Consider the following 15,263-nt stretch of genomic DNA (forward strand, 5'->3'; position numbering starts at 1 on the left):
CGCGACGACCGGCACGAGCAGGGGGATTTTTGATGGAGTTCCGGATCGACCGCGGTGACCTCGTCGAGGCGGTGGCCTGGGCGGCCCGCGCGCTGCCCGCCCGTACGCCGGTGCCCGTGCTGGGCGGGCTGCTGCTGGACGCGGCGGCGGGGCGGCTGAGCGTGTCGGGGTTCGACTTCGAGACGGCGGCCCGGATCGAGACGGACGCCGAGGTCGGCGGGGCGGGCCGGGTGCTCGTGCTCGGCCGCCGGCTCCTCGACATCTGCAAGGTGCTGCCGGACGGGCCGGTGAGCTGCGCCCTGGACGGCACCCGGTTCACGGTCGAGGCGGGCGGCACCCGTTTCGGCCTGTCGACCCTCCCGCGCGAGGAGTACCCCACCCCGCCCGAGCCGCCGCGGGTGTACGGCACCGTGGAGGCGGCCGCGTTCGCGACCGCCGTCGCCCAGGTCGCGGTGGCCGCGGGCCGCGACGACACGCTCCCGGTACTGACGGGCGTCCAGCTGTGCCTGGAGGGCGACGAGATGACGCTGTCGGCGTCGGACCGCTACCGGTACGCCGTACGGCGGCTGGAGTGGAAGCGGGAGGCGGCCGCCGAGGGAGTGGCGGAGGCGCTCGTGCCGGCCCGGCGGCTGCTGGACGTGGCACGGTCGCAGGCGCGGTGCGGGACCGTCCGGGTCGGGCTGGACGGGGCCTCGGGGAGCGGCCCGATCGGGTTCGAGGGCGGGCGGATGCGGACGGTGGTGCGGCGGCTGGACGGACGGCTGCCGTCGTACGGGAAGCTGTTCGACATGGCGGGGGCCGCGGTCGCCGAGGTGGAGTGCGGGGCGCTGACCGAGGCCGTGCGACGGGTCGCGGTGGTGGCGGAGGCGAACAGTCCGGTGCGGCTGGACTTCTCGGCGGAGTCCGTCGTGCTGCGCGCCGGGTACGGCGACGACGTGGCCACCCAGCGGCTGCCCGCCGGGATGACCGGTGCCGAGGAGGTGACGGTGGCCTTCAACCCGGCGTATCTGCTGGACGCGCTGGCCTCCTTCGAGGCGCCGAGGCTGCGCGTGGAACTGCTGGGGACGGGACAGCGTGCGCTGCTGGGCCCGGCGGACGCGCCCGGGACCCACCGGCACCTGCTGATGTCCGTGAAGCAGCTGGTCTGACCACGGCCTGGCCAACCGCTTGACCTGCGCTTTCAGCGACTCGGCGGGCCATTGTCAGTGGGCTGCGGTAGCTTCCGAAGTGCTGGGCGCGAAGGCGCGTGAACAGAACGGCCACAGGGGTGGGTGGACGATGGGCAACAGCACCGCGACGACGACGGACATCGACGTCGCACTGGAGAAGCACCGGACGGAGCTGACCGGCTACTGCTACCGCATGCTCGGCTCCTCGTTCGAGGCCGAGGACGCGGTGCAGGACACCCTGGTGCGCGCCTGGCGGAGCTACGAGAAGTTCGAGGGCCGCTCCAGCCTGCGCTCGTGGCTGTACCGGATCGCGACGAACGTCTGTCTGGACATGCTGACGGCCGGCAACAAGCGGGCCCGGCCGATGGACCTCTCCGAGCCCACCCCGCTGGCCCGGGCGGCCCTCTCCCCCCGCCCCGACAACACCTGGCTGGAGCCGATGCCGGACGCCCGTGTGCTGCCGACGGTGGAGGACCCGGCCGAGGCGGCGGTCGCCAAGGAGTCGGTGCGCCTCGCGTTCATGGCCGCCTTGCAGCAGCTCCCGCCGAAGCAGCGGGCGGTGCTGATCCTGCGGGAGGTGCTGGCGTGGAAGGCGAGCGAGGTCGCCGAGCTGCTCGAGACCTCGGTCGCCTCGGTCAACAGCGCGCTCCAGCGGGCGCGGGCGACGCTGTCCGAGCGGGAGGCGTCGGGCGCGGACGCGGCGGTGTCCGACCCGTTGGACGAGGAGCAGCAGAAACTGCTCGAACGCTATGTGGCGGCCTTCGAGGGTTACGACATGACGGCGCTGACGGCTCTCCTCCACGAGGACGCCATCATGACGATGCCGCCGTTCGACCTGTGGCTGACCGGCCACGACGACATCACGGGCTTCATGACCACGATCGGCTCCGCCTGCGAGGGCTCGCGCCTGCTGCCGGTCCAGGTCAACGGTCTGCCGGGCTTCGCCCAGTACAAGCCGGACCCCGACCGGGGCGGGTTCACCCCGTGGGCGATCCAGGTCCTGGAGATCTCAGACGGCCGCCTCACCGGGTTCCACTTCTACCTCGACACCCAGCGCTGGTTCCCCCTCTTCGGCCTCCCCCTCCACCTCGAAGCGGAGACCGACGAGGTCGAGCAGGGCTCGTAGGGCGGGGTCGGGGGCGCGCAGCCGTATGTGTCCCCCGGCCCGCCGGGCGGCCAGCTGGAGCCGCGCCAGCAGGTCGACGGCGAGGAGCCCCGGCGGGCCGATCCCGGCGACGTCACAGACGACGACCGGGGCACCGGGCGCCTCCATCAGCGCCCGTACGTCGTCGGCCAGCTCTGTCACCCGGGGACGGGTGACAGGGCCGGTCAGGGTGAGTACGGGGGGTGTCGTCGCTTCCACGATCGGTAGACCGGGGCGGGCAGCCCAACTCATCGGTGCGGGAGAGCCCGCAGGTCAGGCGATGCGTTCCAGCACCACCGGGGACGCGGTGAACTCGGTGCCGGCCGCACCGATGTCGTAGGAGCCGGTCACCGCCTGGAGCGCGTACTCGAAGCGCTCCGGGGTGTCCGTGTGGAGGGTCAGAAGGGGCTGGCCCTCCTTGACCGTGTCGCCGGGCTTGGCATGCAGTTCGACGCCCGCGCCCGCCTGCACCGGGTCCTCCTTGCGGGCGCGGCCCGCACCGAGGCGCCAGGCGGCGATGCCGATGTCGTAGGCGTCGAGACGGGTCAGGACGCCCGAGGCGCCGGCCTTCACGACGTGCTGTTCCCTCGCCGTGGGCAGCGCGGCGTCCGGGTCCCCGCCCTGGGCCGCGATCATGCGGCGCCAGACGTCCATCGCCGAGCCGTCGGCCAGCGCCTTCGCCGGGTCCGCGTCCTTCACGCCGGCCGCGTCGAGCATCTCGCGGGCGAGCGCGATGGTCAGTTCCACCACGTCCGCCGGGCCGCCGCCGGCCAGGACCTCGACCGACTCGCGGACCTCCAGGGCGTTGCCGGCGGTGAGGCCGAGGGGGGTGGACATGTCGGTCAGCAGGGCGACCGTCTTCACGCCGTGGTCGGTGCCCAGGCCGACCATCGTCGACGCCAGCTCACGCGCGTCCTCGATCGTCTTCATGAAGGCGCCGGTGCCCACCTTCACGTCCAGGACCAGGGAACCGGTGCCCTCCGCGATCTTCTTCGACATGATCGACGAGGCGATCAGCGGGATCGCCTCCACCGTCCCGGTCACGTCCCGCAGCGCGTACAGCTTCTTGTCGGCCGGGGCGAGGCCGTCGCCCGCCGCGCAGATCACCGCGCCGGTGCCGTCCAGCACCGACAGCATCTCGTCATTGGAGAGCAGCGCGCGCCAGCCCGGGATCGACTCCAGCTTGTCCAGGGTGCCGCCGGTGTGGCCGAGGCCCCGGCCGGAGAGCTGCGGGACCGCGGCGCCGCAGGCCGCCACCAGCGGGGCCAGCGGCAGCGTGATCTTGTCGCCGACACCGCCCGTGGAGTGCTTGTCGGCCGTCGGGCGGGACAGGGCGGAGAAGTCCATGCGCTCACCGGAAGCGATCATCGCGGCCGTCCAGCGGGCGATCTCGCGGCGGTTCATGCCGTTGAGCAGGATGGCCATGTTGAGGGCGGCCATCTGGTAGTCGGCGACCTCGCCGCGGGTGTACGCGTCGATGACCCAGTCGATCTGCTCGTCGCTGAGCTCACCCCGGTCCCGCTTGCTGCGGATGACGGAGACGGCGTCCATGGCCATGGCTTTCCTTCCGGTGGTGCACGGTGGTGCGACAAGACGTGGGAGAAAGTGCGCGGCCCCTCTGCGCCAGTCAGAGGGGCCGCACGGAGTTATTCGGCGAGGTGGTCCGGGCCGAAGGCCTGCGGGAGCATCTCCGCCAGCGGCAGGATCCCGGCCGGCGTCTCCAGCAGCAGCTCGGGGCCGCCGAACTCGTAGAGGAGCTGGCGGCAGCGGCCGCACGGGACGAGGATCTCGCCCCTGCCGTCCACGCAGGTGAAGTGCGTGAGCCGCCCGCCGCCGGTGTTCTGGAGCTCCGAGACCAGCCCGCACTCGGCGCACAGGCCGAGTCCGTAGGAGGCGTTCTCGACGTTGCAGCCCGACACGGTCCGGCCGTCGTCGACGAGCGCCGCCACACCGACCGGGTAGCCGGAGTACGGGGCGTACGCCCGGGACATGGCGTCCCTGGCCACGGTACGCAGCCGCTCCCAGTCGACCGCGGCGGCGGGCGGGGTCACTTGCCCTGCCCCTTCCGGTACGGCATGCCGTCCGCCTTGGGCATCCTGAGGGACTGGGCGGAGAGGGAGAGCACCAGCAGCGTGACGACGTACGGCGCGGCCGTCACGACCTGGCGCGGAACCTCGTCCGTGCTGACGTACCAGACGAACATCAGGGCCGAGACCAGCGCGGTGACGACGGCGGGGACGTACTTCTTCTGCCACGCCAGGTAGGCCGCGCCGAACACCAGCACGATCGCCAGGAGCAGGATCAGCGCGTGCACGTTGGTGGTGCCACCGCGCAGGTTGAGGCTGTCGGTGTAGCCGAACAGGCCCGCGCCGAGGGCGAGGCCGCCCGGCATCCAGTTGCCGAAGATCATCGCGGCGAGGCCGATGTAGCCGCGGCCCGCGGTCTGGCCGTCGAGATAGACGTTCGAGGCCACGATGGACAGGAACGCGCCGCCGAGGCCGGCGAAGCCACCGCTGATGATCACGGCGATGTACTTGTACTTGTAGACGTTGACGCCGAGGGACTCGGCGGCCACCGGGTTCTCGCCGCAGGACCGCAGCCGCAGGCCGAAGGCGGTCCGCCACAGCACCCACCAGGTGGCCGGGACGAGGGCGACGGCGATGACGGTGAGCGGCGACAGGTCGGTGATCAGACCGCCGACGAGGCCGGCGATGTCCGAGATCAGGAACCAGTGCTTCTCGTTGAGCGTGTCCAGCCAACTCGATAGGCCAGGGATGTCGAAGGTGCCCAGCGAGTCGATCGGCGGGGACTGCTTGGAGGATCCCTGCGGGGCGTTCTCGAAGGTGAACTTCGACAGGTAGCGGGTGGTGCCGAGGGCCAGGATGTTGATGGCCACACCGGAGACGATGTGGTTCACGTTGAAGGTGACGGTCGCGACGGCGTGCAGGACGGCGCCGAGCGCGCCGCCGATGATGCCGAAGACCACGCCCGTCCACGGGCCCCACTGGTAGCCGGCCCAGGCGCCGAACCAGGTGCCGAGGATCATCATGCCCTCGAGGCCGATGTTGACGACGCCCGCGCGTTCGGCCCACAGGCCGCCGAGCCCGGCGAGGCCGATGGGCACGGCGAGGCGCAGTGCCGTCGACATCTGGCCGGTGGAGGTGATGCCGTCCGCGCCGGTGATGAGGCGCACGACCGAGGTCAGCACCAGGACGCCCGCGATGATCAGCAGGAGGACCGGGAGCGAGATACGGCGGCCGCCCTTGCCGGGCTGCTTCGCCTTCGGCTTGGCGATGGTCGTGGTGCTCATCAGACCGTCACCTCCTTCTTGGTGTTCTGGGCGGCGGCGAGCTCGGCGCCGACGCGCTTCTGCTGACGGCGCAGACCCCACTGGCGTACGGCCTCGTACGAGATGACGACCGCGAAGACGATGAGGCCCTGCATGATCGTGGCGATCTCCTTCTCGTACGCCACCGGGGTCGCGTAGTCGAGGGCGGGAGAGGCCTTGTCGAGGAAGGCGATCAGGAGCGCGGCGAAGGCGATGCCGACCGGGTTGTTGCGGCCGAGCAGGGCGATGGTGATGCCGGTGAAGCCGAGACCCGTGGGGAAGCTCAGGCTGTAGGTGTGGGCGTCGCCGAGCAGCAGGGGCAGGCCGGAGAGGCCCGCGATGCCGCCGGAGATGAGCATGGCGGTGAGGACCATCTTCTTGGCGTCGACGCCGGAGGCCGCGGCGGCCGTCTCGGACTCGCCGGTGGCACGCAGGTCGAAGCCGAAGCGGGTGCGGTTGAGGACGATCCAGTAGACGATGCCGAGGGCGATGGCGAGGAAGACCAGGCCGTAGATCTCGCCGACGTCCGCGCCGAGGTCGATGCCGGGGACCCAGCCGGAGTCCTTCATGATGCCGGTGGTGTTGTTGTTGCCGACCTGCACGCCCCAGATGTTGTCGAGGGTGAGGTAGCCGATCAGGCTGGTGGCGATCGCGTTCAGCATGATCGTCGCGACGACCTCGCTGACGCCCCGGGTGACCTTCAGGACGCCCGCGATGCCGGCCCAGAACGCGCCGGTGAGGACGCCGACCAGGAGCAGCAGCGGGATCTGGAGGAAGGCCGGCAGGGCGATGTTCGCGCCGACGACGGCGGTCATCATCGCGGCGAGGCGGTACTGGCCGTCGACGCCGATGTTGAACAGGTTCATGCGGAAGCCGATGGCGACCGCGAGGGCGGCGACGTAGTACATCGAGGCCTGGTTGACGATCAGGACCTGGACGTCGGAGTAGCCGGCCTGCTCCAGCATGAGCGTGTACGGCTCGATCGGGCTCTTGCCCGAGGCGATCAGCACGACCGAGGTCAGCAGGATCGCCGCGACGAGCGCGATGACCGGACCGGCCACCGCGAGGAGCACGCGCTCCTTGTCGAACTTCTTCATCGGGCCTCGTCCTCCGGACCGGCAGCTTCCTCGGTGGTTTCCGCGTCGTCCACGTGTTCCAGGTGACCGGACGCGGCGCCGGTCATGGCGGAGCCGAGCTCCTCCGGGGTGATGGTGGCCGGGTCGGCGTCCGCGACCAGCGTGCCGTTGTAGATCACGCGCAGGGTGTCCGACAGGCCGATGAGCTCGTCGAGGTCGGCGGAGATCAGCAGCACGGCCAGGCCCTCGCGGCGGGCCTCGCGGATGCGGTCCCAGATCTGGGCCTGAGCGCCGACGTCCACACCGCGGGTGGGGTGGGCGGCGATCAGGAACTTCGGGTTGTGGCTCATCTCGCGGCCGACGATCAGCTTCTGCTGGTTGCCGCCGGAGAGGGAGGCGGCGGTGACGTCGATGCCGGGGGTGCGGACGTCGAACTCCTCGACGATCCGGCGGGTGTCGGCCTGGGCGCCCTTGATGTTCAGCCAGAAGCCCTTGGCGTTGGGGGCCTCGGTGACATGGCCGAGGATGCGGTTCTCCCAGAGAGGCGCCTCCAGGAGCAGGCCCTGGCGGTGGCGGTCCTCGGGGATGTAGCCGACGCCGGACTCACGCCGCTTGCGGGTGCTCCAGGGGGTGATGTCCTCGCCGAGGAAGGCGATGGTGCCGGAGTCGGCGTTCTTGGTGCCGATCAGCGCGTCGATCAGCTCGGTCTGGCCGTTGCCCTCGACGCCGGCGATGCCCATGACCTCACCGGCGTGGATGGTGAAGCTGACGTCGTCGAGGGCCTTCTTGACCTCGCCGCCGAGAGCGACCTCGGGCGAGATCATGCCGCTGACCCCGCCGGCCGTGGGCTCCGCCTCGGCGCCCAGGGAAGCGCCGCCGCTGGCGTACACGGTGAGGCCGGCGACCTGGATGACCGGCTTGTCGGTGACCGTGGACTCGGCGGTCTCCGGGGTGGGCAGCTCGCTGCCGACCATCATCTCGGCGAGCTGGCGGGGGGTCGTCTCGGCCGGGACGGCCGTGCCGACGGTCGTGCCGCGCCGGATGACGGTGATCTCGTCGGCGACGGACAGCACCTCGCCCAGCTTGTGCGAGATGAAGATGACGGACAGGCCCTCGGACTTCAGCTCGCGCAGGTTGTCGAAGAGCGCGTCGACCTCCTGCGGGACGAGGACGGCGGTCGGCTCGTCGAGGATGAGGGTCCTGGCGCCGCGGAAGAGCACCTTGAGGATCTCCACGCGCTGCCGGTCGGCGACGCCGAGGTCCTCGACCAGGGCGTCGGGGCGCACGCCGAGCCCGTAGCGGTCGGAGATCTCCTTGATCTTCCTACGGGCGTTGCCACCGATGCCGTACAGCTTCTCGCTGCCCAGCACCACGTTCTCCAGCACGGTCAGGTTGTCGGCCAGCATGAAGTGCTGGTGGACCATGCCGATGCCGCGTGCGATGGCGTCGGCGGGGCTGGAGAAGCTCACCTGCTCACCGTCGATCGCGATGGTGCCCTCGTCCGGCTTCTGCATGCCGTAGAGGATCTTCATCAGCGTCGACTTGCCGGCGCCGTTCTCGCCCACGAGGGCGTGCACGGTGCCTTTGCGGACGGCGAGGTGGATGTCGTGGTTGGCAACGACACCGGGGAAGCGCTTGGTGATCCCCGCCAGCTCAACCGCGATCGTCGACTGTGCGGTGAGCGGAGGGCTGCTGGACGCGTCGATGGCGCACTCTCCTTGGAAAAGGGGTCGCTCTACGCGCGTAGCGCCCCTGCTTTAAATAGTGCCCGGATCAGGTCGATCTTGAATGATCTTGATAGCCGTCCTGGGGGCATCCTGATCAAGTCTCGATCTGTTCCGAGCATTCTGCCGCGCGAACGGGGCGCGGGGAGGACATCCTTCCCGCGCCCGGTTCCGTGGCCGTAACGCTGCCATTACAGCGCTTCTTTGGCCAAGGCCTCTGACAGAAGGTCAGGAGGTCTTCACCGTGATGGTGCCGTTCTTGATGCCCTCTTCGGCCTTCTTGATCGCGGCCTGGATGTCGGCGTTGCCCGCGAAGGCCGGGTTCGAGTTCGACACGCTCACGCCGCCGTTCTCGAGGCTGCCGCGGACGACGCCGGTGGCCGGCTTGCCGTCGTGCACGGACTTGGCCAGCGTGTAGACCGCGCCCTCGACGTTCTTCATGGCCGAGGTCAGGATCGAGTCCTTGTACGCCTTCAGCGCGTCCTGCTTGTACTGGTCGGAGTCGACGCCGATCGCCCAGACCTTGTGGGCGTTGGCGGCCTTGATGACACCCTGGCCGGACAGGCCGGCGGCGGCGTAGACGACGTCCGCACCGGCGTCGATCTGACCCTCGGCGGCGCTCTCACCCTTGTCGGGGCTGGAGAAGCCACCCTCGGCGGCGGTCTCGGTCAGGTACTGCGACTTGACCGTGACGCCCTTCTTGGTGTCCTCGACGCCCTGCTTGAAACCGGCCTCGAACTTGTGGATCAGCGGGACGTCCACACCACCGACGAAGCCGACGGTGTTGGTCTTGGTGGCCTTCGCGGCGGCGACGCCGGCGAGGTAGGAGGCCTGCTCCTCGTGGAAGACCAGGTCGGCGACGTTGTCGGCCTTGATCTGCTCGTCGTCGACGATGCCGAAGGTGGTCTTCGGGTACTTGGCCGCGACCTCCTTGACGGCCGGCGCGTAGGCGAAGCCGACGCCGATCACCGGGTTGTAGCCCTGCTTGGCAAGGCTCTCCAGGCGCTGCACCTTGTCCGCGTCGGACTCGCCGTCCTGCGGCTCGACCGCGGTGGACTTGTAGCCGAACTCCTTGTCGGACTTGTCCAGGCCGGCCGTGGCGGCGTCGTTGAAGGACTGGTCGCCCTTGCCGCCGACGTCGTACGCGAGCGCGAGGCCCATGTTCTTGTCACTGCTGCTGGAGGAGGACGACGACGTGGAGGAGCTTCCGCAAGCGGAAACGGTCACGGCGAGAGCTGCGGTGGCAACACCCGCAACCGCGATTCGGGACACCCGGCGCATGGAACTTGACTCCTTTGTGCAAGCGCCCAAACCAGGCGCTGGTTCCGCCGCAGCGTAACGCGCGTAGACCTGACGGAAAAACCCTTCTGTCCGGTCCGTTACCGACCTGTGGCCACAGTTGCGGTCAAGGTTACGGACAGCAGTACGCCCCTTGCGGGAGGCAAGGGGCGTATGGGCTGCAAGGACGCCCGGAAGGGCGTAGCGAGGGCCCCGTGGAGCGTGCTTCGGACCGTTACTTGGTGTTTACCGTGATCTTGCCGTCGATGATGTCCTTCTTGGCCTTGTCGACGGCCGCGACGACGTCCGTCATCGCCTTGTACTTCGGGTTGGTGTCGGCGAATCCGACGCCGTCGTTGGAGAGGCTGCCGCGGACCACGCCGGACAGCGGCTTGCCGTCGACGACGGACTTCACGAGGTCGTAGACGGCGCCGCCGACGTTCTTCAGCGCCGAGCCGAGGATGTAGTCCTTGTACGCCGCCAGCGCGCTCTGGCTGTACTGGTCGGAGTCGACGCCGATGGCCCACACCTTCTTGGCCGCGGACTCGGTGATCACGCCCTGACCGGACAGACCGGCCGCGTGGTAGAGGACGTCGGCGCCCGCCTCGATCTGGCCGCTCGCCGCGTCCTTGCCCTTGTCGGGGCTGGAGAAGCCGCCCTCCTGCGGGGTCTCGGTCAGGTACTGCGACTCGATCTTGATGCTCGGGTTGACCGACTTGGCGCCCTGGATGTAACCGGCCTCGAACTTGTGGATCAGCGGGATGTCCACACCGCCGATGAAGCCGATGTGCGCCTTCTTGGTGGCCTTGGCGGCGGCGACACCGGCCAGGTACGAGGCCTGCTCCTCGTGGAAGACCAGGTCGGCGACGTTCTTGGCCTGGACCTGCTCGTCGTCGATGATCCCGAAGGTGATCTTCGGGAACTTGGCGGCGACCGCCTTGACGGCCGGCGCGTAGACGAAGCCGACGCCGATCACCGGGTTGTAGCCGGCCTGCGCGAGCTGGGTCAGCCGCTGCACCTTGTCCGCGTCGGACTCGCCGTCCTGCGGCTCGATGTCCTGGCCGCTGATCTTGAATTCCTTCTCGGCCTTCTGGAAACCGGCGTAGGCGGCGTCGTTGAACGACTGGTCGCCCTTGCCGCCGATGTCGTAGGCGAGGCCGATGCCCTTGCCCGAGTACGTGCCGCTGCTGGATTCCGAGTCGCTCGACTTGGAGTCGGTGCTGGACTTGCCGCAGCCGGCGGCGGCGAGCGCGACGACCGCGACGGTCACCGCGGCCTGGGAAAATCTCGTCCTCCGAGACATCAGACGCATTGCAAGCACCCCTTCATCCCCACGGCGCCGTGACCGGCCCGCTTTCCCCTTGGTGGCGCCGTACGGGAGAGCTCCCCCAACAAGCCTTTCCCGGTGGCGATTCCGGCGCACAGTAACGCGCGTAGACGCGGAGGGGAACGGGGTTCTCCGTGGCCGTTATCGATTCGTGCCGACGCCGGGTTACAAGTGCCTCCCCGGCGTTACGGGTGGGTGACACAAGGGGATGAAGGGGCGCCTTTCCGGCACCCCTTCACCGGGGTCCTCAGTGGGCGCGCGTCTGCGCGTCCAGCAGCGCGGCCGCCGTGAAGAGCTCCACGCCGACGGTGATCGCCGACTCGTCCGCGTCGAAGTCTCCCTGGTGCAGATCACGCACCGTGCGCTCGCCGGGGGTGCGGACGCCGAGCCGGGCCATCGCACCGGGCACCCGCTCGAGGTACCAGGAGAAGTCCTCGCCGCCGAGGCTCTGCTCGGTGCCCTCCACGCCCGCCTCGCCGCGCCGGGCGACCATGGCGTCCCGCAGCAGCCCGGTGACCTCCGCGTCGTTGACGACGGGCGGGACGCCACGGACGTAGGTGATCTCGGACTTGGCCCGGTGCAGGTTGGCGACCTCGTCGATCGCCGCGACCACGATGTCCGGGGCCTGCCGCCACGCCTCGATGTCCAGGCAGCGGACGGTCCCGGAGAGCTCGGCGTGCTGCGGGATCACGTTCGGTGCGTGGCCGCTCTCGATCCGGCCCCAGGTGACGGCCAGCCCGGCCCGGGTGTCGACACGCCGGCCGACCAGCGCGGGAACGTCGGTGACGACCCGGGCGGCGGCCGTGACCAGGTCGGTGGTCAGGTGCGGGCGGGCGGTGTGGCCGCCGGGCCCGTCCAGGGCGATCTCCAGCCGGTCGCAGGCGGAGGTGATGGCGCCCTCGCGCAGTCCGACCGTGCCCGCGTCGACGCGGGGATCGCAGTGCACGGCGATGATCCGGCCCACTCCGTCCAGCGCCCCGTCCTCGATGGCGTCGGCGGCGCCGCCGGGCAGCACCTCCTCGGCGGGCTGGAAGATCAGTCGCACGGGCCGCGGGAGCCGGCCCTGCCGGTGCAGCTCGGCGAGGACGAGCCCGGCGCCGAGCACGACGGTGGTGTGCACGTCGTGCCCGCAGGCGTGCGCGCGGTCCGGCACCGTCGAGCGGTACGCGCTCTCGGTCTTCGTGTCCGGGATGGGCAGCGCGTCGATGTCGGCGCGCAGGGCGAGGACGGGAACGCCGTCGGCCGCCGCGCCCGACGCGCCCCCTCCGCCCACGGTCCCGATGTCACAGATGAGGCCGGTCCCGACGGCCAGAACGCGCGGCTTGAGGCCCGCCTTCTCGAGGCGGGCCTTGATCGCGGCCGTCGTACGGAACTCCTGGTTGCCGAGCTCAGGGTGCATGTGCATGTCGCGGCGGAAGGCCACGAGCTCTGCGCGCAGCGCCTCCGGCAAGGTGCCGGGAAGGGCGCCGGGAAGTGCACCGGGGAGCGCGTCTTCCCCTGACGGATCGGCCTCGGACTCTCGGGACATCAGTTGCTTCACCCTCTGAAGGGTAGGACGCCGGGGCGGTCAACTGACCCGATCAACAAAAGTTCAACCCGTTAGGCGAAGAAAAGTTGGCCGCGCGGCGCATGGCTGCTGTGGGTGGTGGGTAAACTCACCGGCTTTTTGGCCGGCACCCACACTTCTTCCTTCCTCTCACGGATACCACGGACCGCTGGAGAAACGCTGGACTTGTCCACTTGGCGGGACCGATCCCGGAATCAGCACCTCTGTGCAGCGGGGTGGCCACGCTGGGCGACGGCACCGGGGCAGACGGGCATGGTGCCGTCACACAGAGAAAGCTTCGGCGGGTTCGGCCGTTGGGACGAGGAGCGGGGTGGTGCGGGGAGCGGGAGCGGGGAGCGGGAGCGGGGAGCGGGGAGCGGGAGCGGGGAGCGGGAGCGGGAGCGGGGAGCGGGAGCGGGAGCGGGGAGCGGGAGCGGGAGCCGGGAGCGGGAGCCGGGAGCGGGAGCCGGGAGCGGGAGCCGGGAGCGGGAGCCGGGAGCGGGAGCCGGGAGCGGGAGCCGGGAGCGGGGAGAGCCGCCGCCCCGGCGGGTGGCGGCTCTCGGTGGCCGGGGGCTCGGTCCTGCTCAGACCACGCTCACCGCGGCCAGCCGGTGCACGTCCTTGGCCGTGCCCGTCACCCCGGACAGGAACCCCTGGGCCCTCGGCGAGGCGTGATCCGTCAGCCAGGCGGGGTCGATGTCGCAGACCGCGACGCGGACGTCCGTGCCGGACAGGGCGAGCGGCAGGGTGTGGACGACCGTGGACGGGAAGCTGAGGACCGTCCGCCCGATGGGCCCCCGGCGGGCGATCAGTTCCAGCGGGAGGTCCGGGCGGACGACCTCGAGCCCCGTCTCGACGGCCAGCCGGTGGAGTTTCTCCGCGCTCTCCCGGCGGTGGGCGAAGTAGCGGGTCGCGCCATGGGCCTTGGCCAGTGCCCGGACGGCCTCCAGGTAGCGCTCGGGGTCCACCACGCCGGTTTCCACCAGCGAGGTGCCCACCATGTCCGCGCTCTTCGTGACGCGCGGCGGGCCGAAGCGCTCCCGGGTCCAGGCGAAGACGTTGGACGTGAGCGTGACGCCGTCCGGGGCCTGCCCCATGGGCATGGAGGAGAAGACCTCGACCCGGCGGTCCGCGGTCGGGGTGAGGCGGCGGCGGGCCGCGGAGGAGACCGGGGCGAAGAACATGTCACGAGGGCCGGAGCGGCCGCCCTTGCGGTGCCAGCGCACGAGGCGTTCACCGCGGGCCAGCTGGCCCACGAACTCCATCGTCGCCGTCCCGTCGTCCACCACGACCAGTTCGCTCGCCCTGGTGATGGTCAGCAGCAGCTGGACGTAGCGGGAGAACGGGTCGCCCATCACCATGCGTTCCGCGCGCCGCAGCAGCCGGGTGAGGCCGCCGATCGTGCGGAAGGGCGCCGTGGCGCCGCCGCGGGCCTCCTCCCAGCGGACCGTGTGCCCTTCCCGGCGGGCCAGCTCGGCCATGCGGCGCAGCTGGCCCCGGGTCATCGGGTCGGTCGGGGACAGGACGACGAGCGTCAGCCCCGCGCCGGGCTCCTCCCCCGGGTGGAGTTCCCGGGCGTGCGCCCACTCCAGGACGTTCAGGAGCTGCACCGGACTCTCGACGAAGGCGAGGGTGTGGGGGGTGGGGCCGGTGTTGTTCCCGGCGCGGGGACTCATCGTCGGACGACCATCCTGTGAGGCGCTCGGAGAGGTACTCAGGTCACACGGCGACCGGTTCGCCCGCCGCCGCCGCGATCTCCGCCTCCGCGACGGCGCCCGACACCCGGCGCAGCTTCTTCATCGGGCCGAGCTCGGAGTCGTAGACCTTCTTGACGCCGTCGCCGAGGGAGGCCTCGATGGTGCGGATGTCGCGGACGAGGCGGTGGAGGCCGCCCGGCTCCACGGAGGCCGCCTGGTCGGAGCCCCACATGGCGCGGTCGAGGGTGATGTGCCGCTCGACGAAGACCGCGCCGAGGGCGACGGCGGCGAGGGTGGTCTGCAGGCCCGTCTCGTGGCCGGAGTAGCCGATCGGGACGTTCGGGTACTCGCTCTCCAGCATGTTGATCACGCGGAGGTTGAGCTCCTCGGCCTTCGCCGGGTAGGTGGAGGTGGCGTGGCAGAGCAGGATGTTGTCCGAGCCGAGGACCTCGACCGCGTGGCGGATCTGCTTCGGGGTGGACATGCCGGTGGAGAGGACGACCGTCCTGCCGGTGCCGCGCAGGGCGCGCAGCAGTTCGTCGTCCGTCAGCGAGGCGGACGCCACCTTGTGCGCGGGGAGGTCGAACTTCTCCAGGAAGGCGACCGCCTCGGTGTCCCACGGGGACGCGAACCAGGCCAGGCCCTTCTCCTTGCAGTACTCGTCGATCTGCCGGTACTCGTCCTCGCCGAACTCGACGCGGTGGCGGTAGTCGATGTACGTCATCCGGCCCCAGGGCGTGTCGCGCTCGATGTCCCACTGGTCGCGCGGGGTGCAGATCTCGGGCGTGCGCTTCTGGAACTTGACGGCGTCGCACCCGGCTTCGGCGGCGGCGTCGATCAGACGGAAGGCGTTGGCCAGGTCGCCGTTGTGGTTGATGCCGATCTCGCCGGTGACGTAGACGGGGTGGCCGGGGCCGACGGGACGCGAACCGAGGAAGCGCAGACGGGAGTTGATGCCGGTGCTGGTGCTCATG

The 15,263-nt window shown here is 70.5% G+C and carries 13 protein-coding genes; 2 read left to right on the forward strand and 11 right to left on the reverse strand.

Features of this window, described 5'->3' with window-relative positions:
• The first annotated feature begins 32 nt into the window (after window positions 1-32).
• Together dnaN and ACIPFH_RS10440 are read left to right on the forward strand one after the other, a co-directional pair.
• The gene (dnaN, locus tag ACIPFH_RS10435) at window positions 33-1,148 is read left to right on the forward strand and encodes a DNA polymerase III subunit beta (protein ID WP_401824842.1); all 1,116 of its coding nucleotides are present in this window, start codon (window positions 33-35) and stop codon (window positions 1,146-1,148) included.
• Between the two features lie 130 nt (window positions 1,149-1,278).
• The gene (locus ACIPFH_RS10440) at window positions 1,279-2,295 is read left to right on the forward strand and encodes a sigma-70 family RNA polymerase sigma factor (protein WP_359129531.1); all 1,017 of its coding nucleotides are present in this window, start codon (window positions 1,279-1,281) and stop codon (window positions 2,293-2,295) included.
• On the opposite strand, the gene ACIPFH_RS10445 is transcribed toward ACIPFH_RS10440, so the two are convergent.
• The 11 genes from ACIPFH_RS10445 to ACIPFH_RS10495 all read right to left on the reverse strand — a co-directional run bounded on the left by ACIPFH_RS10445 (window position 2,179) and on the right by ACIPFH_RS10495 (window position 15,262).
• Window positions 2,179-2,565: an STAS domain-containing protein gene (locus ACIPFH_RS10445; protein WP_401824843.1), complete on the reverse strand. Its 387-nt coding sequence runs from the start codon at window positions 2,563-2,565 to the stop codon at window positions 2,179-2,181. The genes ACIPFH_RS10440 and ACIPFH_RS10445 overlap by 117 nt on opposite strands.
• Window positions 2,566-2,586: 21 nt before the next feature.
• Complete coding sequence (locus ACIPFH_RS10450; protein WP_401825136.1) at window positions 2,587-3,864, reverse strand: thymidine phosphorylase; 1,278 nt, start codon at window positions 3,862-3,864, stop codon at window positions 2,587-2,589.
• A gap of 95 nt (window positions 3,865-3,959) precedes the next feature.
• Window positions 3,960-4,364: a cytidine deaminase gene (locus ACIPFH_RS10455; protein WP_401824845.1), complete on the reverse strand. Its 405-nt coding sequence runs from the start codon at window positions 4,362-4,364 to the stop codon at window positions 3,960-3,962.
• On the reverse strand, window positions 4,361-5,623 hold the full coding sequence (locus ACIPFH_RS10460) for an ABC transporter permease (protein ID WP_401824847.1): 1,263 nt from the start codon (window positions 5,621-5,623) through the stop codon (window positions 4,361-4,363). Before ACIPFH_RS10460 ends, ACIPFH_RS10455 begins: the two co-directional genes overlap by 4 nt.
• Window positions 5,623-6,738 carry an ABC transporter permease gene (locus ACIPFH_RS10465; protein WP_401824849.1) on the reverse strand — a complete coding sequence of 372 codons (1,116 nt, stop codon included), beginning with the start codon at window positions 6,736-6,738 and terminating at the stop codon, window positions 5,623-5,625. The genes ACIPFH_RS10460 and ACIPFH_RS10465 overlap by 1 nt, the downstream gene beginning before the upstream one ends.
• Window positions 6,735-8,423, reverse strand: coding sequence for an ABC transporter ATP-binding protein (locus ACIPFH_RS10470; protein ID WP_401825138.1), 1,689 nt, complete (start codon window positions 8,421-8,423; stop codon window positions 6,735-6,737). Before ACIPFH_RS10470 ends, ACIPFH_RS10465 begins: the two co-directional genes overlap by 4 nt.
• Window positions 8,424-8,669: 246 nt before the next feature.
• Window positions 8,670-9,722, reverse strand: a complete 1,053-nt coding sequence (locus ACIPFH_RS10475) for a BMP family protein (RefSeq protein ID WP_401824850.1) — start codon at window positions 9,720-9,722, stop codon at window positions 8,670-8,672.
• Between the two features lie 232 nt (window positions 9,723-9,954).
• Window positions 9,955-11,022, reverse strand: a complete 1,068-nt coding sequence (locus tag ACIPFH_RS10480) for a BMP family protein (RefSeq protein ID WP_401824852.1) — start codon at window positions 11,020-11,022, stop codon at window positions 9,955-9,957.
• 271 nt (window positions 11,023-11,293) lie between these two features.
• Window positions 11,294-12,574, reverse strand: coding sequence for an amidohydrolase (locus ACIPFH_RS10485; protein WP_401825139.1), 1,281 nt, complete (start codon window positions 12,572-12,574; stop codon window positions 11,294-11,296).
• Window positions 12,575-13,176: 602 nt separating this feature from the next.
• Window positions 13,177-14,268, reverse strand: coding sequence for a hypothetical protein (locus tag ACIPFH_RS10490; RefSeq protein ID WP_401824854.1), 1,092 nt, complete (start codon window positions 14,266-14,268; stop codon window positions 13,177-13,179).
• 43 nt (window positions 14,269-14,311) lie between these two features.
• Window positions 14,312-15,262 carry an N-acetylneuraminate synthase family protein gene (locus ACIPFH_RS10495; RefSeq protein WP_401824856.1) on the reverse strand — a complete coding sequence of 317 codons (951 nt, stop codon included), beginning with the start codon at window positions 15,260-15,262 and terminating at the stop codon, window positions 14,312-14,314.
• Window position 15,263 lies beyond the last annotated feature (1 nt).

It is taken from the genome of Streptomyces sp. NPDC088157, from assembly GCF_044741545.1.
Taxonomy (GTDB): Bacteria; Actinomycetota; Actinomycetes; order Streptomycetales; family Streptomycetaceae; genus Streptomyces.

What these genes read in the sequence shown, in the direction of transcription:
- dnaN (WP_401824842.1), top strand. Translation starts at nt 33, where the DNA reads ATGGAGTTCCGGATCGACCGCGGTGACCTCGTCGAGGCGGTGGCCTGG.
- ACIPFH_RS10440 (WP_359129531.1), top strand. Translation starts at nt 1,279, where the DNA reads ATGGGCAACAGCACCGCGACGACGACGGACATCGACGTCGCACTGGAG.
- ACIPFH_RS10445 (WP_401824843.1), bottom strand. Translation starts at nt 2,565, where the DNA reads ATGAGTTGGGCTGCCCGCCCCGGTCTACCGATCGTGGAAGCGACGACA.
- ACIPFH_RS10450 (WP_401825136.1), bottom strand. Translation starts at nt 3,864, where the DNA reads ATGGACGCCGTCTCCGTCATCCGCAGCAAGCGGGACCGGGGTGAGCTC.
- ACIPFH_RS10460 (WP_401824847.1), bottom strand. Translation starts at nt 5,623, where the DNA reads ATGAGCACCACGACCATCGCCAAGCCGAAGGCGAAGCAGCCCGGCAAG.
- ACIPFH_RS10465 (WP_401824849.1), bottom strand. Translation starts at nt 6,738, where the DNA reads ATGAAGAAGTTCGACAAGGAGCGCGTGCTCCTCGCGGTGGCCGGTCCG.
- ACIPFH_RS10475 (WP_401824850.1), bottom strand. Translation starts at nt 9,722, where the DNA reads ATGCGCCGGGTGTCCCGAATCGCGGTTGCGGGTGTTGCCACCGCAGCT.
- ACIPFH_RS10480 (WP_401824852.1), bottom strand. Translation starts at nt 11,022, where the DNA reads ATGTCTCGGAGGACGAGATTTTCCCAGGCCGCGGTGACCGTCGCGGTC.
- ACIPFH_RS10485 (WP_401825139.1), bottom strand. Translation starts at nt 12,574, where the DNA reads ATGTCCCGAGAGTCCGAGGCCGATCCGTCAGGGGAAGACGCGCTCCCC.
- ACIPFH_RS10490 (WP_401824854.1), bottom strand. Translation starts at nt 14,268, where the DNA reads ATGAGTCCCCGCGCCGGGAACAACACCGGCCCCACCCCCCACACCCTC.
- ACIPFH_RS10495 (WP_401824856.1), bottom strand. Translation starts at nt 15,262, where the DNA reads ATGAGCACCAGCACCGGCATCAACTCCCGTCTGCGCTTCCTCGGTTCG.